At 60.2% G+C, this 15,356-nt stretch carries 13 protein-coding genes and 1 pseudogene; 7 read left to right on the top strand and 7 right to left on the bottom strand.

Translation table 11 applies throughout. The features are described from left to right. The first annotated feature begins 41 nt into the window (after positions 1-41). Positions 42-668 carry an alanyl-tRNA editing protein gene (locus ACLH0J_RS24490; protein WP_411389422.1) on the top strand — a complete coding sequence of 209 codons (627 nt, stop codon included), beginning with the start codon at positions 42-44 and terminating at the stop codon, positions 666-668. A 67-nt stretch (positions 669-735) separates the two neighbouring features. On the opposite strand, the gene ACLH0J_RS24495 is transcribed toward ACLH0J_RS24490, so the two are convergent. Next, positions 736-2,238: an acetyl-CoA hydrolase/transferase family protein gene (locus tag ACLH0J_RS24495; RefSeq protein ID WP_411389423.1), complete on the bottom strand. Its 1,503-nt coding sequence runs from the start codon at positions 2,236-2,238 to the stop codon at positions 736-738. Positions 2,239-2,281: 43 nt separating this feature from the next. Further along, complete coding sequence (locus ACLH0J_RS24500; protein ID WP_411389424.1) at positions 2,282-4,060, bottom strand: acyl-CoA dehydrogenase; 1,779 nt, start codon at positions 4,058-4,060, stop codon at positions 2,282-2,284. Positions 4,061-4,319: 259 nt separating this feature from the next. On the opposite strand from ACLH0J_RS24500, the gene ACLH0J_RS24505 reads away from it, so the two are divergent. Further along, a complete protein-coding gene (locus tag ACLH0J_RS24505) occupies positions 4,320-5,339 on the top strand; it encodes an AraC family transcriptional regulator (RefSeq protein WP_411389425.1) in 1,020 nt (339 codons plus the stop codon). A 1-nt stretch (position 5,340) separates the two neighbouring features. Here the strand turns inward: ACLH0J_RS24505 and ACLH0J_RS24510 are convergent, their stop codons facing one another. Then, positions 5,341-6,387 (bottom strand): AraC family transcriptional regulator, encoded by a 1,047-nt coding sequence (locus tag ACLH0J_RS24510; RefSeq protein WP_411389426.1) that lies wholly within the window; start codon positions 6,385-6,387, stop codon positions 5,341-5,343. A gap of 161 nt (positions 6,388-6,548) precedes the next feature. Between ACLH0J_RS24510 and ACLH0J_RS24515 the strand changes: the two genes are divergently transcribed. Both ACLH0J_RS24515 and ACLH0J_RS24520 read left to right on the top strand, forming a co-directional pair. Then, positions 6,549-7,400 carry a 3-hydroxybutyryl-CoA dehydrogenase gene (locus ACLH0J_RS24515; protein ID WP_411389427.1) on the top strand — a complete coding sequence of 284 codons (852 nt, stop codon included), beginning with the start codon at positions 6,549-6,551 and terminating at the stop codon, positions 7,398-7,400. Beyond that, the gene (locus tag ACLH0J_RS24520; RefSeq protein WP_411389428.1) at positions 7,393-8,007 is read left to right on the top strand and encodes a TetR/AcrR family transcriptional regulator; all 615 of its coding nucleotides are present in this window, start codon (positions 7,393-7,395) and stop codon (positions 8,005-8,007) included. Before ACLH0J_RS24515 ends, ACLH0J_RS24520 begins: the two co-directional genes overlap by 8 nt. A 6-nt stretch (positions 8,008-8,013) precedes the next feature. Here the strand turns inward: ACLH0J_RS24520 and ACLH0J_RS24525 are convergent, their stop codons facing one another. Next, positions 8,014-8,649, bottom strand: a complete 636-nt coding sequence (locus ACLH0J_RS24525) for a response regulator transcription factor (protein ID WP_411389429.1) — start codon at positions 8,647-8,649, stop codon at positions 8,014-8,016. A gap of 16 nt (positions 8,650-8,665) precedes the next feature. Next, positions 8,666-10,495: a PAS domain S-box protein gene (locus ACLH0J_RS24530; protein ID WP_411389430.1), complete on the bottom strand. Its 1,830-nt coding sequence runs from the start codon at positions 10,493-10,495 to the stop codon at positions 8,666-8,668. A 260-nt stretch (positions 10,496-10,755) separates the two neighbouring features. Here ACLH0J_RS24530 and ACLH0J_RS24535 point away from each other — a divergent pair, with 260 nt between their 5' ends. The 3 genes from ACLH0J_RS24535 (at position 10,756) to ACLH0J_RS24545 (ending at position 13,541) form a co-directional block, all read left to right on the top strand. Continuing rightward, complete coding sequence (locus ACLH0J_RS24535) at positions 10,756-12,378, top strand: acyl-CoA synthetase (RefSeq protein WP_411389431.1); 1,623 nt, start codon at positions 10,756-10,758, stop codon at positions 12,376-12,378. A 499-nt stretch (positions 12,379-12,877) separates the two neighbouring features. Then, positions 12,878-13,114 (top strand): hypothetical protein, encoded by a 237-nt coding sequence (locus ACLH0J_RS24540; RefSeq protein ID WP_411389432.1) that lies wholly within the window; start codon positions 12,878-12,880, stop codon positions 13,112-13,114. A 79-nt stretch (positions 13,115-13,193) separates the two neighbouring features. Next, the gene (locus tag ACLH0J_RS24545) at positions 13,194-13,541 is read left to right on the top strand and encodes a hypothetical protein (RefSeq protein ID WP_411389433.1); all 348 of its coding nucleotides are present in this window, start codon (positions 13,194-13,196) and stop codon (positions 13,539-13,541) included. 721 nt (positions 13,542-14,262) lie between these two features. Here ACLH0J_RS24545 and ACLH0J_RS24550 read toward each other — a convergent pair. Both ACLH0J_RS24550 and ACLH0J_RS24555 read right to left on the bottom strand, forming a co-directional pair. Next, a complete protein-coding gene (locus tag ACLH0J_RS24550) occupies positions 14,263-14,412 on the bottom strand; it encodes a hypothetical protein (RefSeq protein WP_411389434.1) in 150 nt (49 codons plus the stop codon). 516 nt (positions 14,413-14,928) lie between these two features. Continuing rightward, positions 14,929-15,262 (bottom strand): annotated as a pseudogene (locus ACLH0J_RS24555) (transposase); the annotation flags it as partial. Positions 15,263-15,356: the final 94 nt, after the last annotated feature.

Here is a 15,356-nt window from a genome sequence, read left to right on the forward strand (position 1 = left end):
ACTATTTATACTGGCGCAGAACCTTGATGCGGATGTAGATGATGACTGAGCGCCTGTTTTTCACCCACGACCACCTGACGGCAGAACTTGAAGTGCTGGACTGCACACCCCACGAAGACCAGTTTGCGGTGACCCTGCAGTCAACGATTTTCCACCCCCAGGGTGGTGGCCAGCCGTTCGACACCGGTTATCTCGGCGACAGCCGGGTGCTGCGGGTCATGCAGGAAGCCGATCACGTGCTGCACTACGTCGACCGCCCGGTGAAACCCGGCCCGATCACCGCGCGCGTCGATGAACAACGCCGCGCCTTGCACACCCGCCTGCATCCGGCCGGACACTTGATCGGCAATGCCGGCGAAGCCCTGGGCTGGATGCCGATCAAGGCCCACCACTGGCCAGGCGAAGGCAAGGTCTCCTTCATCCGTGGCGACGCCGCGCAAGCCATGGAGGCCGAGATGATTCAACAGCAGATAGATCAATGGATCGCTGCGGACTACCCGCGCCATATGACCCTGGAAGACGGTAGCCGCGAAGTGGGCTTCGGCCCGTTGCCAGCCTATGCCTGTGGGGGCACCCATGTGCAGGTGTTAAGCGAGTTGGGCCAGGTGACGATCCTGGCCCTGTCCGAAAAGAAGGGCGTGTTGTCGGTGCGTTACAACATCGAATGATGCCGTAACTGCTGCTGTGGAATACAGCAAGGGCCCGCCGTCATGGCGGGCTTGTTTCAAGCGTTTCCTAAACGCTGGCCGCCACCTGCATGGATCCGGTTTCCTGCAGGTTGATGTGCCAGCTCAAGGCCTTGCTCAAGACATGAGGCGTATGCCCACCCTTGGCACACGCCGCCGTGAAGTAGCTTCTCAACGCCTCGCGATAATCCGGATGTACGCAGTTGTTGATGATCAACTCGGCTCGTTCTTTCGGCGCCAGGCCACGCAGGTCAGCCAACCCTTGTTCAGTCACCAGGATATCGACGTCATGCTCGGTGTGGTCGACATGGCTGACCATCGGCACCACGCGGGAAATCGCACCGTCCTTGGCGATCGACTTGGTCACGAAAATCGACAGCAGCGCGTTGCGGGCGAAATCGCCCGAGCCGCCGATGCCATTCATGATCTGCGTGCCACAAACATGAGTGGAGTTGACGTTTCCATACAGGTCGAACTCCAGCGCGGTGTTGATGGCAATCACGCCTAACCGTCGAATCACTTCCGGGTGATTGGATATTTCCTGGGGCCGCAACACCAGGCGGTCGGCGTATGTGTCCAGGTTGCCGAACACCCGCTGACCACAAGGGCCGGACAGGGTGATCGAACAGCCAGAGGCAAACTTGAGCTTGCCCGCGTCGAGCAATTCAAAGGTCGAATCCTGCAACACCTCCGAGTACTGCACCAGATCGCTGAACGGCGCATCGATAAGCCCGCACATGACGGCGTTGGCAATGGAGCCGACGCCGACTTGCAACGGCGCCAGGCTTCTGCCCAAGCGCTTGTGCTCCACCTCTTGCTCGAAAAAAGCCACCAGATGATCGGCAATCGCCTGGGTCTCATGATCGGGCGGCAGCATGGGAATGGCCGATTCCGGCGTATCGCAGAGCACGATCGCGACAATCTTGGCCGGGTCGATCTCAATGGCCCGGGTGCCGATGCGATCATCCGGGCTGATGATCGGAATCGGCCCGCGGCCGGGGCGCCCGTGGGGCAGGAAAATATCGTGTATCCCTTCAAAATAAGGGCTGCTGGCCAGGTTCAGCTCAACGATGACTTGGCGTGCCGTCTGAGCGAAGCTGGCCGAATTGCCGACTGAAGACGTCGGCACGATATGGCCCTCTTCGGTGATCGCCACCGCTTCAATCACCGCAATATCCGGATTGGGCAGACTGCCGTCACGCAGTTGTTCGACCACTTCGCTCAGGTGCTGGTCGATAAACACCACACGGCCTTCGTTGATCGCCTTGCGCAGCACCGGATCGCCTTGAAACGGCATGCGTCGCGCCAGTAACCCGGCCTCGGCCATCTGCCCGTCGAGGCCACGACCGAGGCTCGCGCCGGTGATCAGGTTGATCTTGAGCGGGTCTTGCCGGGCCCGCTCGATGAGCGCCAGTGGCACGGCCTTGGCGTCCCCTGCGCCACCGAAACCACTCATGCCCACGGTCATGCCGTCTTGAATGAACGCGGCGGCCTGCGCCGCGCTCATGATTTTTTCGTGCAAGGAATCCAGGCGGATGCGCTGGTGATGCATGGGGTGAACCTCAAAAAAGTTAGGCACAAAAACCAACGCAATGTCAGAACTGCTCTTCATCCAACGCCATGATGCTCGCGCTCCCAGCGCTGACCGCCGCCAACAACGCGTGTACCCGAGGCAGCAATTGCTCCGCGTAGAAGCGTGCGCTGACGCCCTTGGCCTTGAGGAACGCGGCATCGCCCGTGCCGGCTTCCAACTGCGCGTGCGCCTGCACGGCAGAACGCGCCATGAGCCAACCGCCCGACAGGTAGCCGAAGAGCATCAGGAAGTTAACGCTGACGCTGCCGGCCCAATTCGCATCGCCCTTGGCGTTGTCGAGTAACAGCGACAAGGCCTCGCGCCCTGCGCCAAGCGCGGCTGCCAACGCCGCTGCCTGATAGTCGAGGGCGTCGATGTGGCGCAGTTGCTCGACGGTTTGATCCATTTCTTCAAGCAGGCTGTTCAATAACGCGCCTTGGTTCAGCAGGGTCTTGCGCCCTACCAGGTCAAGGGCCTGAATGCCGGTGGTGCCTTCGTAAATGGTCAGGATGCGCGCATCGCGATAATGCTGTGCCGCACCGGTCTCTTCGATGAAGCCCATGCCGCCGTGGATTTGCACGCCGAGGGAGGTGACTTCCTGGGCCAATTCGGTCAGCCAGCCTTTGACGATCGGGGTGAACACATCGACCCGGCCCTGATGCTCGCGCGCAAGCTCTGGCGTGGGCGCATGCGCGGCACGGTCGACTTCGGCGGCGGCCACCAGCGACAACGCGCGCATCGCTTCGATGGACGCTTTCATCTGCATCAGCATCCGGCGCACATCGGGAAAGTGAATGATCGAGAAACGGCTGCCATCCTTGCGGGTGCCCTGCAGACGGTCTTTGGCATATTGACGGGCCTGCTGGTAAGCACGCTCGGCAATCGACAAGCCCTGCAGGCCGACACTCTGGCGGGCGTGGTTCATCATGGTGAACATGCAGGCCAGGCCCATGTGCGGCTCGCCGATCAGATAACCGACCGCGCCCTCGGGATCGCCGAAATTCATCACGCAGGTCGGGCTGCCGTGAATGCCCAATTTGTGTTCCAGGGAGATGCACTGCACGTTATTGCGCACGCCCGGCTGGCCCTGGGCATCGAGCAAGAACTTGGGCACCACGAACAGCGAAATGCCTTTGACGCCTGCGGGCGCATCCGGCAAGCGTGCCAGGACCAAATGCACGACGTTGTCGGTCATCTGGTGGTCGCCCCAAGTGATGAAGATCTTCTGGCCAGTGATCAGATAGTGGTCGCCCTGGGGCACGGCGCGGCTCTTGATGGCCGCCAGGTCGGAGCCGGCATCCGGCTCGGTCAGGTTCATGGTCCCGGTCCACTCGCCGCTTACCAGTTTGTCCAGGTAGGCCGCTTGCAGGTCGGCCGAGCCGTGATGGGCGATGGCTTCGATGGCACCCTGGGTCAACATCGGGCACAGGGCGAAGGCCATATTGGCGGAGTGCCAGATTTCATTGACGGCAGTGCCGATCACGTTCGGAAGGTTTTGCCCGCCGTGTTGTTCCTTAGCGGTCAACGAGGGCCAGCCGCCTTCCTGGAATTGCCGATATGCATCGGCAAAACCCGGCGCCTCCTGTACCCCGTTCTCCCCCAGGTGCGTACCTTGGGTATCACCGACCCGGTTGAGCGGCGCCAGCACGCCGGAACCCAGGCGGCCCGCCTCGCTCAAGATGGCCGAGACCAGCTCGCTGTTGACATCCTGAAGCTGGGCGTTCGCGCACAGTTGCTCAAATCCGACCAGCGCCTCCAGCACGAATTCGGTGTCGCGGTACGGATGGGCATAACCACTCATTGTTACTTTCCTCATTCACTCGTTAGACAGGCCGCTCCCCCTTTGCCCGTTGCTCCGTACCGGGTAATTAACCAAAACGGCCATTACCTTAAAAGCCAGGGACGGTATCAAGCAGGGATAGCGCCAGCAGCGCATAGCTCTATTCAGCTTCCTCCGATCCAGCCCTGCGTGGCAATTACAAAATCAGTCTAAAAACAGACATAAACGGACAGTCACTTTTGGCTAAACTACCCTCCCCCTGCTACCGGACCACTGAACGATGGGCATCGAGCGTTATTCCATCTCCATGTACTTCGCCCATATCCTGATGGCGGCCGCGCGCCGCCTTGCGCTTGACGAAGAGGTATTACTCAAGGAAGCCGGCATCAGCCCAAAGCGCTTGGATAACCTGCACCTGCGCATCACCCCCGACCAGTTCAGCCGCTTGATGCAGGCCGTCTGGCGCTTGAGTGACGACGAGTTTTTCGGCGCGGGCTCACAGCGCTGCCCGAAGGGCTGCTTCGCGATCATGGCCAAGCAAGTGATCCACTCCCATAACCTGCATTCGGTGTATTACAAGCTCAGCCATTTCTACAACGTGATGAACGACTCGCTGCGCCTGGAGCTGAACGTCGTCGGTGACGAAGCCATGTTTTCCATGGCCTTGAGTGACCCAAGCCTGGACCCTGAGTACCTGCTGAGGGGGTTTTTACTGTTGCTCTGGCATCGGTTCCCGAGCTGGCTGATTGGTCAGCGGATCACGCTCAAGCGGGTGACGTTCGACCATCCCGAGCCCGTCCATTCAGCGGAATACCGCTTGATGTTTCCGTGCCCGACGCACTTCGACCAATCCGAGACCTGCCTGGTGTTCGACGCCCGGATCCTCACCGCGCCGCTGGTGCAGACCGCCGAAACCCTGGCCTATCACCTGCAGCGAGCGCCGGTGGACTGGTTCACTCGCCCCGCCTATTACCCGGTTTACACCCGGCGGGTGCTGGATCACCTGGAGAACGCCGACGATCTTGCCAAGGCCACCATCCAGAGCGCCGCCAGTGAACTGCACCTGACGGAAAGGACACTCAGGCGCAAGTTGCTGGCCGAAGGCAGCAAGTTTCAGAAACTCAAGGATGGGGTGCGCCGCGACATGGCCATTCACTACTTGAGCCAGACGTCGATGTCGATCAATCAGACTTCGCAACAGCTTGGCTTCTCGGACCCGTCGGCATTCACCCGAGCCTTCCGCCAATGGACCGGCGAGTTACCCAGAACCTACCGCGACGCAGCGCTCAACCGAAAATGACTCAGGCGTCCAGGCGTTCAGGCCGAACCACTTTGCCCTGGACCCGCTCGCGGTAGCGGCCAGGGCTTTCGCCGGTCCACTTCTTGAACGCGCGATGGAATGCGCTGGGTTCCTGAAAACCGCATTGCGCGGCGATTTCACCGATGCTGGCTCGCGTCTGGCACAGCAGCTCCAGCGCCAGGCTGCGGCGCACTTCGTCCTTGATCTCCTGAAACGAACACCCTTCACGCTCCAGGCGCCGGCGCAAGGTACTCGGGCTCATGTGCAAGTCCGCGGCGAGTTTCTCCAGGGCCGGCCACTGGCTGTAGTGGCTGGCGCGCAGGCGTTGATACACCTGGGTCGCCACGCCGTCCTGGTTGCGAAAGCGGATCACCAGCCATTGCGGCGCACTGCGCAGGAACACCTTGAGCGACGCCAGGTCCTGCACCACGGCCAGACGCAGGTAGCTGCTGGCGAATTCGATTTCGGTGCGGGCCGCGCCAAACGTCAGGTTGTAGCCCCACAGCAACTGATCGTCGCTGAGGGGCGCACGCGCATGGCGAAAGTCGGCGCGATCAATGGGCACGCGGCGTCCGCCCAGCCAGCACAACAGGCTGATCATCAGCACCAGAAAGGTTTCTTCACCGTAACGACGCGTCTCTTCATCGCCACCGCCGACGTCCAGGCTGAGTACCGCGCGCTTGCCATGCACGCTGAGGCTGCCGCGAAAGTCGCGCAGGAACAGGGCGAAACTGGCCAGGCACTGGGTGAGCGCTTTGCCCAGGTTCGGTTCCTGGATCAGGCCACGGCAGATCAGGGCAAAACTGCCCGGTGGCATGCCATGGGAGTCCAGGCGGAAGAACTCGTCGTTCAACTCACGAATCAGAATCAGCCATAACGCCGCAAACGCGCTGGCCGGCACCCGGGCCTCGGGCTGGGTCAGCAGCGCCGGCGCGATGCCCGCTTCGCACAGCACCGCGGCGAGTCGCTCGGGCTGATCGCGCAGCGCATGGATCATGACCTGCACGAAGTAGACGGCAACCGAATCCTTTTCCCGGGGGGGCATCATTCTGAGTTCCTGTAGCGGACACATGGTAAGAAACGCCAATACAACTGACAGGTTTCGGCATAGGCCTCCACATTGTCGGGCCCTAGACTCTCGCCCAATGGACCGTATTGCAAGGCATGTCTGCCGTGCGACGGCAGCGCACAATTGAAGAGAGACTGACAATGAATCTGCAGAATATCGGCGTGATCGGCGCGGGCACCATGGGTAACGGCATCGCCCAGATCTGCGCCGTGGCCGGCATCAACGTGACCTTGCTGGACATCTCCGCCGGCGCCCTGGAAAAAGCCCTGGCCACCGTGAGCAAGAACCTCGATCGCCAAGTCAGCAAAGGCATCCTCAACGAATCCCAGAAGCTTACGGCCCTGGCCAAGATCCACACCAGCACCGACTACGCTAGCCTGGAAAATGCCCAGTGGGTCATCGAGGCGGCCACGGAAAACCTGGAACTGAAGCGGCGTGTGCTGCAGCAGATCGCCGCTCACGTCAGTGAGCAGTGCGTGATCGCCTCCAACACCTCATCGCTGTCCATCACCGAACTGGCCGCCGGCGTTAATGCGCCCGAGCGCTTTATCGGCCTGCATTTCTTCAACCCAGTGCCGGTGATGGGCCTGATCGAAGTGATTCGTGGCCTGCAGACCAGCGATACCACCCACGCCCAAGCCATCGAGCTGGCGCAGCACCTGGGCAAAACCGCGATCACCGCCGGCAACCGCCCGGGTTTCGTGGTCAACCGGATTCTGGTGCCGATGATCAACGAAGCGATCCTGGTGCTCCAGGAAGGCCTGGCCAGCGCCGAAGACATCGACGCCGGCATGTCCCTGGGCTGCAACCAGCCGATCGGCCCGCTGGCCCTTGCCGACCTGATCGGCCTGGACACCTTGCTGGCGATTCTCGAGGCGTTCTATGAGGGCTTCCAGGACAGCAAATACCGCAGCGCGCCATTGCTCAGGGAAATGGTGGCCGCCGGTTACCTGGGGCGCAAGACCGGGCGCGGCTTCCACACCTATGGCTGAGTATCGCTCGCGCTTGTGCGAACACCGTAACAAGGCCCTGGAGTTGCTCGCCAGCAAAGGCTTCGGTCAAGTCGGCATGCGCGAGCTGGCCAGCAGCCTGGGGCTGACCCCAGGCTCGCTGTACCACCATTACCCCAGCAAGCAGCACCTGTTGCTGGATTGGATCGAAGAGTTCTACGAAGAATTGCTCACCACCCTGGGGCGCGTCGAACAACGGCCGCGCGCGCGCCAGGACAATCTGCAACGGCTGATTCACGCCCACCTGAATTTGCATCAGGAAATGCCTTGGCATTTTCGCCTGGCCGAGCGTGATTGCGGCTGCCTCACGGAGGACCAGCAACTGCGGGTCCGGCAATTGCGCGAACAATACGAGCGTCGCTTGCTGCAAATGCTCGGGCGACCGCGGCGGCTGAGTGTCCACGCCCTGCAAGCGGCCGGCCACGCCATCGCCACGCTCCTGAACAATGCGCCGAGCTGGCTGGCCGGGCAGCCGCTGGACGATGCAGAACGCACTGAGTTACTGGAAAACCTGCTGACCGGCGCCATCGAGCGCGTACTGGCACCGCGCGCCGGCGACCGGCCAAACCTGCAGATCGCCGTGGCCTGAGGTCGATCAGCGCAGTTGCAGGGGGTCCACCAGGCCAACGGCAATCGCCATGCCCACCAATTCCGGCAAGTGGGTGGCCGCCATGCGCTTCATGACACGCGCGCGATACAGGTCAATGGTCTTGACGCTGACACCCAACTGCTCGGCGATTTCCCGATTGGTATAACCCTGCACCAGCGGGAGTAACACATCCCGCTCCCGTGGCGTGAGTTGCTGCATCCGCGCCTGTACCCGCGCCGGCCCTTCACCGAGGCTCTGGCGATGATCGGCCTTGCTCAGCGCTTGCAGCACACTGTCCAGCAGCAACTGTTCGTTGTACGGTTTCTCGATGAAGTCATGCGCCCCGGCCTTGAATGCGCGCACCACAATCGGCACATCGGCGTGACCGCTGACGAAAATCACCGGCAAGTGCAGGTCACGGCTGCGCATGTGTTCCTGCACATTCAGGCCGCCCATGCCCGGCATGCGCACATCCAGCAGCACGCAGGCGTTGAGGCGGCTGTCGCAGGCGTCGAGAAACGCGCGACCACTGGTAAACGGCAGCGCCTTGAGGCCCACCGACTCCAGCAACCAGACGGTCGAGTCGAGCATCCCCTGGTCGTCATCCACCACATACACCACCTGCTCCGTCACGCTCACCATGACTTGATTCCTCTTCTTATTGTGGGGCACCGCTCTGGGCGAGTGCCGGCAAGCGACAGCACATTTGCAGCCCGACCGGCATCGGCTCGGCCTGCAACTCGCCACCGAAGCCTTCGATGATGCTGCGACTCATGGACAAGCCCAGACCCAAGCCATTGGCCTTGCTGGTGTAGAACGGCGTAAATATCTGCTCCAACTGCGCTGGCGAAACACCGGGGCCCTGATCGCTCACGTCGATCTGCACCCAACCGTCACGTTGCACCAACGCGCTCATGACGATCAGCGAAGGCTGGCCGGGATGGGCTTCGCGATTCGCATCAATGGCATTGCGCAGCAGGTTCAGCAGCACCTGCTCGAGCAGCACCCGGTCGGCATAAATCAGCGGCAGATTATCCGGCAGGCGATCCTCGATCGCTACCCGACAATCGTTGGCTTCCCAGGCACACAGGCGCACCGCTTCGCGAGCCACCTCGCCGGGGTCCAGCGCCTCCATGCGGCGGCGCCCCTTGCGCAGAAACGCACGCAAGCGCTTGATCACCTGCGCGGCGTGATTGGCATGCACCGAGATCCGCTCCAGGCCTTGCGCCACCCGCTCGGCCGCCGGCGAATCGCTGCCCAGAGCGGTCAAATAACGCTGGCTGGCATTGGCGTAATTGACCACCGCCGCCAATGGCTGATTCATTTCATGGGCGATCCCCGACGCCAGCTCACCCAAGGTCACCAGACGCGCGGTGTGAGCCAATTCGTCCTGATGATGACGCTGCTGGGCCTCGCGCAACTCGCGCTCGGTAAGATCACGGACCACCAGCGAATAAAAACGCTCGCCACTGGCGGAACGATGGGCCAGCACCATCAGCACCACCGGCACCGACACAGCCACACCCAACGGCTGTAGGCGCGTGTCGAGGCTCCAACGGCCATCGCGCTCGGCGCTGCTCCAACCTTCGCGTTGCAGGCGCGCCAATACATCGCTGCCCAGAAACTGTGCCAGGCTCGGCATGTTGGGCGATTCAGCCAACTTCAGGATGCGTCGCGCGGCAGGATTGAGATACGTGACGGCGCCATCGGGCTGGATAAACAACACGGGGTCGGTATTGGCTTCCACGACATCGGCCAGGCGCCGTGTGGTTTCTTCGGCCTGGACCCTGGCGGTGATATCGCGGGACACGCTGACCACCTCCACCACTGCGCCCGTGTAAGTCTCGCGGATCGCCCGGCAGGCGGTTTCGAACCACAGGTAATGGCCGCGGCGATGGCGGATGCGATAGGTCATGGTGTAGTAACCGTCCTGCTCCAGGCCTTCCCGGGCCCGTCGCACCATCGCCGCCAAGCCCTGCCGATGGAACAGGCGTTGGGCCAGTGTCCCGCGCAACTCCCCCGGCCAATACCCCAACAAGGCCCAGGAAGCCGGCGAGGCATCGAGAAAACCGCCGTCCGGGGTGTGCCGGGAAATCAGGTCGGTGGTGTTTTCGATGATTAGCCGATACAGCCGCCGCGCCTTGGTGGATTCACGCTCGGCCACGATCTGTGCGCTGGCTTCCCGGCAACGGGCCAGCACGCGATTTTCAACAGGGTCGGGAATGAAGGTCCACACCAGAATGCGGTCGGCGAATTGCGCCTCGACGTCTTCGATCGCCCGCCGCTGCACAAGGCAGGCCTGGACCAGCGGCAAGCAATTGATCGGTAACAGGCTCATACAATCGGCCAGTGACAACTGTTCGAGCAACAGCCGCAACGCGGCGTTGAGCTCCAGCGGTTGCGCCTGAATATCCAGCAGAAGACTCGGCTGCGGGTCATGCCCGAGCAGGGGTGAGCCGCTTGGTAAGGGTGCGGAATGGCCGATCATCAGGAAACCTTTGCAGGTGGACAACGTTGAGGTCAGCGGAAGCGTTTAATCAAGATATAGTACATATACTATACAACACAGGTAGTACTTCCATATATCCACACGAACAGTATATAAAAGCCGCCGGAGAGGTCTTCGAGCTTTTCCCGCAGGGATCGGCTTGCCAACGATAAAGCCCCCAGGCCAGCATCATCAGCCTGTCTGCCGTTACCAGCGTCTCGAACAATAGAGCTAATAATCAGCCATCGGGTATCCGTACCATGTCCATTTTTGACCAAGGCCTCGAGCCGACCAACGTTAATCACATTGCCCTTTCACCTTTAAGCTTCATCGAACGCACTGCCAGCGTCTATCCCGATTACCCTGCCGTGATCCACGGATCGATACGCGCCACCTGGGCACAAACCTACAGCCGTTGCCGGCGCCTGGCATCGGCCCTGGCCGGTCGCGGGATCGGCAAAAACGACACCGTAGCCGTCATGCTGCCCAACATCCCTGCCATGCTGGAAGCGCATTTTGGCGTGCCGATGATTGGCGCGGTACTCAATGCACTCAACGTGCGCCTGGATGCCGAAGCCATCGCCTTCATGCTCGCTCATGGCGAAGCCAAGGTACTGATCGCCGACCGCGAATTCCACGATGTGGTGCATGCCGCCATCGGCATGCTTGACCATCCGCCTCTGGTCATCGACGTCGACGACCCGGAATACGGTGAAGGCCAACCGGTCAGCGACCTGGACTATGAGGCGTTTCTCGCCGAGGGCGATCCGGATTTCGCCTGGCAGTGGCCTGACGACGAATGGCAAGCCATCTCGCTGAACTACACCTCAGGCACCACTGGCAACCCCAAGGGCGTGGTCTACCACCATCGCGGGGCTTACCTGAACTCCCTGGGCAACCAAATGATCTGGGCAATCGGCAACCACCCGGTGTACCTGTGGACACTGCCGATGTTCCACTGCAACGGCTGGTGCTACCCGTGGATCATCACGGCATTGGCCGGGGTCCACGTATTCCTGCGTCGCGTCGACCCGCAGAAAATCCTCAACCTGATCCGCGAGCATCAGGTCACTCACTTGTGTGGTGCGCCGATTGTGCTCAACGCCCTGGTGAACATGCCCGACTCCGCCAAGGCCACCATCGACCACCCAGTGAACGCGATGGTCGCCGGTGCTGCACCGCCCGCCAAGGTCATCGGCGCCGTGGAAGAAATGGGCATCAAGGTGATCCACGTCTACGGCCTGACCGAAGTGTATGGCCCGGTGACGCTGTGCGCCTGGCACTCGAAATGGGATGAGCTGCCCCTCGACGAACGTGCGCAGATCAAGGCTCGCCAGGGTGTGCGCTACCCGACCCTGGAAGGGGTGATGGTCGCCGACCCGAAAACCCTCGAACCCACCCCCCATGATGGCCACACCATCGGTGAGATTTTCATGCGGGGCAATACCGTGATGAAGGGCTATCTGAAGAACCCTACGGCGACCGCCGAAGCGTTCGAAGGCGGCTGGTTCCACACCGGCGACCTGGCGGTGACCCATCCCGACGGCTATGTTGAAATCCGCGACCGGCTCAAGGACATCATCATCTCCGGCGGCGAGAACATCTCCACCATCGAACTTGAAGGTGTGCTGTACCGGCACCCGGCAATCCTGGAAGCTGCCGTGGTCGCCCGCCCCGATGAAAAATGGGGCGAGACGCCGTGCGCCTTCGTCACCCTCAAGGCTGACCACCAGAACATTCGCGAAGCCGATATCATCAGCTTCTGTCGCGAACACCTGGCGGGCTTCAAAGTGCCGCGCACCGTGGTTTTCACACAATTGCCGAAGACTTCGACAGGCAAGATCCAAAAGTTCATGCTGCGTGACATGGCGAAAAAGCTCTAACGCCTCCCATCAATCCCGAACCTTGCGTACATGACATAGACGCGGGGTGACAGGATTGATGCAACCCGCCTCAAAAAAAATGCCCTCCTAATATGGAGGGCATTTTTGCATCGTATGCGGACCGTCCGCAGGTTCTGGAGAGCACGTCTTCCCAGCAGCTCTTGGAGGTCGACGGGTCAATTCAGGCATCTATTGTCCCAAGCACGACAACAGCTACTCGGGCCTCGTCAACGAGATTGCCGGACAACTCGACTTTCTCAAAGCGCATCTTGGCGTTATCCCAGACCATTCCAAGCAACCCAAAAAAGCCTTTGCCAAAGACACGCTGACAGGCGAGACCGTATCCATTTCCGCGAAGGGAATCAGGTTCACGAAGCCTTGGGTCATTTCACGCCCTTCTGCCAACGAGGGCGAAGCACTGCAACTGAGTTTTCCAGACCACCAGTCGGCAAAGCACTTCATCGAGGCGATGGAAGCCAGCGGACACGAGTGGACTTCCTTGTCGAAGCCGCTCGCGCGGCAGTACATCATAGGCTCTATCCACCATAAGCGTGCTTTCGGTGGCGCATGTGGTTTGGGCGCCATCGCATACATAACGCAAACATTCTTCGCCCAGGAATTCCCAGAGGTTGCACGATCAGGAGTTCTGTCTAACTTCATTAGCTACACGCAGGCCATAGCCAAGGTCGCGACGCTTGGTGGCTGTGAACAGCAGTCTGAAGATGCGATGAATTGATCGAGGCACGCATGGCATTGGCGACTGCGCTTGAGCCCTTCGGAGGCGCTGCGCCAATTTGGTGGGATTTGGGCATCGAGTGACGGTCGGTATTGATGGATCTGACGGCCAAATATATGGGCGCGTGGCGCTTTTCTCCGTCTTAGCCTTTTCCATGCGTCTCGGCACAGCTCCGCAGGGTACGGCAACGCGCGAAGTGACCGTGGACATTGATCCGCTCGCCGAGCATCCGCGACACGACATCGACAAGCATCAAATGTTCTCAGCGCCAGGTCGCGTTCAGATGCCAGGAAACGCCACCGAAGGGCTGGCAAACGCGATCGCGAACGGAACGCAACGCAACGCAACGCAACGCAACAGCGTGCATTTGCAAACCTCTGGAAGCGCTTGGAAAAGCATCAGCTCCTCAAACTTACTCGCAACATGAGTAAGGTCCTTGCGCCTTGTACCCCCTTGTCGCCGCTTGAAGCGCGAGAATTAATTGAGAAAGAACTCAACGAACAATCGCAGCAAATTTGGCGCATGGTCACGTTCGTGTTAGTGGCATTGAAGGAGAAGATGGTAGAGGAAAAACTGGCTGCCATCATACCGAAGCCCAGGCCTTCATGTCGTGGGCCGGATCGTGCTGGCACCCATCTTGCGGGGGTTTGATGAATTCTCTCACTCGGACGAATCGAGGGGTTGAAGGGGTGGGAATCACAGGTCGTCAACGTCAACCGCTATGAACAGCGGGCCTCGACGGTGGCTCGGGTCAGCGCGCGTGCCGCTTCTACGCCTTCGTCAAAGCCCTCCGCTCATGCCAGGGCCCGCTCCAGGATGCGCGGATCCTCAGCACGGCCGAGACGTGCCAGGTGATTGGCCAGCTTGGTGCCGATCAATTCCGGCAGGGTGATCCCGCTCAGGGATGACACTGCGCTAGTGCCTGCACCGGTGGCAGGTCGGTCAGCAGGGCGCGCAATTCAATCCAAGGGTGTTTGGCGAAGCCGCTGGCCAGGCGACAGCCATCAACATGGAGGAATGGTTGATCGGCGTTCCGCTCCCCCTGCCCGACACCACAGCCGACGCATAGCAGCATATTGGCGTCCAATACCCAATTCCAGGACCAGGCATTTAACAACTCATCGCGCGGGTAAAGGACCGAGATACAGTCACACACACTCACCGGCCGGTCTCGATTTTTTAATCGTTTTATGACGCACCAGATAGCCCGCAGTATCCAGCGCGTCGAAAGTTTCAAGGCTGATGATATCTGCCTGATACAAAGCATCAACCCAGCCTTCTATCCGGTTAAACGCCATCGTGAGCTGTCCCTCACTTACGCAAAAACATGTAAAACCTACAGCTAAGATAAATCAATAAAAACCTATTTAAAGACCGCAGTACGTTCATGGAGGACGCATGCCAATATCGGGCCTTCAACCTTGAAAAATTTGAAGTATTGAAACGCTCTTATAAAAGCATTCCTGTAGTACTTTTAAGTAGGACGGCTGTATTCCCATCCGAGCAAAAATAACAGCTACCGGATTTTCTTCCCTGAGAAGCCTCATTAAAATGATTCATCTTTTGTCGAAACCTGGACAGCGCAGTACGCCAACGTCGTCTGCTCAATCGCACAAGGGCCGAAACGCTAAATGATGATCGCGTACCCCAGCTACTGGATTACAAAAGGTATGACGCCAAGTATTTGCGTCACTTCTGAGAGCGTTATCAAATACAGCCGGTGATCCCGCCGCGCGCTATACCGCGTAAACCCAAGCCTGGCTTGGCCCGGTTGTTTGATCGGCCAAGTACCGGCAGCGCAACATTATTGAACGGATGTGACTCATCAATTCCAGCGCCGATAGATTCGTCTTGCTCTGGCTCGCCAGATACATTGCCAATAGCCAGGTCGTCAGCGGCAATTGGTTGTGCTCGAACACCGTTCCCGAGCGTAGACTGCTCTGGTGGCGAGAGTCCGAGCACTGCCAGTAGTGCCTGCATGTGACGGTGGAACTTGCTGCTGCGCTGGCCCGCATAGCGCGGACAGACGAAGCCGTCGGGCCAGCGGGCCGCTTCCAGGGCGTGCTCGCATTGTCCTTCGCTGCCATAGCCAGCTAGGAAGGCCTGCAGCGACAGCCCCGGCTGAAACTGCACGCAGTTCTTTGCCATGATCTGACTCCTGCACGAGTGGTTTGCCCTCAAAGTGCAGGCACGAAGGCTCATGGCCTGCGACTGGCTGAAGTAGCGGGCTGATCAGGAAACC

Origin of the sequence: Pseudomonas sp. MPB23 (assembly GCF_046605395.1) — a bacterium.
In the GTDB taxonomy this organism is placed as follows: Bacteria; Pseudomonadota; Gammaproteobacteria; order Pseudomonadales; family Pseudomonadaceae; genus Aquipseudomonas.

Bases quoted from the DNA above. Each gene is read 5' to 3' on its own strand.
- ACLH0J_RS24490 (WP_411389422.1), top strand. From the start codon at position 42: ATGACTGAGCGCCTGTTTTTCACCCACGACCACCTGACGGCAGAACTT.
- ACLH0J_RS24495 (WP_411389423.1), bottom strand. From the start codon at position 2,238: ATGCATCACCAGCGCATCCGCCTGGATTCCTTGCACGAAAAAATCATG.
- ACLH0J_RS24500 (WP_411389424.1), bottom strand. From the start codon at position 4,060: ATGAGTGGTTATGCCCATCCGTACCGCGACACCGAATTCGTGCTGGAG.
- ACLH0J_RS24505 (WP_411389425.1), top strand. From the start codon at position 4,320: ATGGGCATCGAGCGTTATTCCATCTCCATGTACTTCGCCCATATCCTG.
- ACLH0J_RS24510 (WP_411389426.1), bottom strand. From the start codon at position 6,387: ATGATGCCCCCCCGGGAAAAGGATTCGGTTGCCGTCTACTTCGTGCAG.
- ACLH0J_RS24515 (WP_411389427.1), top strand. From the start codon at position 6,549: ATGAATCTGCAGAATATCGGCGTGATCGGCGCGGGCACCATGGGTAAC.
- ACLH0J_RS24520 (WP_411389428.1), top strand. From the start codon at position 7,393: ATGGCTGAGTATCGCTCGCGCTTGTGCGAACACCGTAACAAGGCCCTG.
- ACLH0J_RS24525 (WP_411389429.1), bottom strand. From the start codon at position 8,649: ATGGTGAGCGTGACGGAGCAGGTGGTGTATGTGGTGGATGACGACCAG.
- ACLH0J_RS24530 (WP_411389430.1), bottom strand. From the start codon at position 10,495: ATGATCGGCCATTCCGCACCCTTACCAAGCGGCTCACCCCTGCTCGGG.
- ACLH0J_RS24535 (WP_411389431.1), top strand. From the start codon at position 10,756: ATGTCCATTTTTGACCAAGGCCTCGAGCCGACCAACGTTAATCACATT.
- ACLH0J_RS24550 (WP_411389434.1), bottom strand. From the start codon at position 14,412: ATGGCGTTTAACCGGATAGAAGGCTGGGTTGATGCTTTGTATCAGGCA.